Annotated in this window: 1 protein-coding gene; it reads right to left on the bottom strand. The window is 63.8% G+C overall.

Translation table 11 applies throughout. The features are described 5' to 3' along the window. Positions 1-1,056 (bottom strand): IS1634 family transposase (locus tag CQY20_RS33840; RefSeq protein WP_109789791.1); only part of this gene is annotated, 1,056 nt, incomplete at its 3' end. Positions 1,057-1,163 lie beyond the last annotated feature (107 nt).

Genomic DNA, 1,163 nt, shown 5'->3' with positions numbered 1-1,163 from the left:
GTCGGGATCCCAGACCGGCTCAGCCCGGTGCGCCACATCGTTGACGATGCTGTTGGCGTGCCGCGGAGTGACGGTGTCGATGATCTGCCCGTCTGTGAAAACGTCGCCGTGCCAGTGGAAGTGCGACTCGAGATCGCCGGGCGCTTTCGTCATCCGCGATCCGACGATGAACCCCAACCCGGCCTCATCCAACGCGGCCAGGTTCAATGCGGAGAGCATGCCCGCATCGGCGGCGATCACCATCGGTGTGTTACCAAGTTCATGGCGGGCCGCGAAGCCGGTGATGATCGGCACCAGCGTGGTGGTCTCAGCGGTGTTGCCCTCGAAACAGCCCACCTCCAAGGGGAATCCGCTACGGTCGACCAGCAGGCCGACCACGATTTGAGGGTCGATGCGGCGCTCTTTGGAGTAACCGACCTTGCGCAGGTCGTCTTCATTCTCAGCCTCGAAATACAACGTGGTGACGTCGTAGAGCAGCAAGCTCAACCCACCCCGATCCGTGGCATGCGTGAAGCATTTGGCTGCGATCTGCTCGCGGTAGTTCGCGGTGTTGACTTTGGCGAGGTGACGTTGAATCGTCCTGTATGACACAGTGTCTGCGCCCAGGTCGGCCAGCACGCGGGCGGCATCAACCTTGCTGGTGGGCTCGACGATCCGGGCTATCACCAGATCCCGGAACACCGCATCGGCCACTATGTCGAACCCCAGCCAGTCATAGACCGCGCCGAGCACGTCGTAGAGAAGACGCGAATGCGTCGCCGCGGTACGCCCTGGCGGCGCCGGCGCACCTTTGGGAACACCCGGCGACAACGGTAAGGTGCCGGTTCGCCAGTCGGCGATGCCGTCGATGGACTGGGTCCGCGCGGGCACCTCGATATCAAGAACGCCTTGGTCCTGTGCGGCGATCCGGCGGGCCTGCTCCAGCAGGATCCCGAGCTGCGCATCGGTGTGCGCCGACCCCACGTGCGCCAAGATCGTGCGCTGACCTCGATGTTTCCGAACGACCTGCACAGCCACCGCGCCCGAGGCCGTGCGCACCTTCCGCACGTACGCCACCGCCCGAAACTACCCGCTTAGTGCCCCAAACGGGGCACTAAGCCCAGCGAAGCCGCAGGTCAGCGCATTACTGATTCAAAAACCGGCCAATGGTGTCCGAAGTCAGG

Source organism: Mycolicibacterium agri, from assembly GCF_002553505.1.
GTDB classification, from domain to species: Bacteria; Actinomycetota; Actinomycetes; order Mycobacteriales; family Mycobacteriaceae; genus Mycobacterium; species Mycobacterium agri.
Note: the sequence above shows the minus strand (reverse complement) of the source record. Positions and strands in the feature narration are given on the sequence as shown.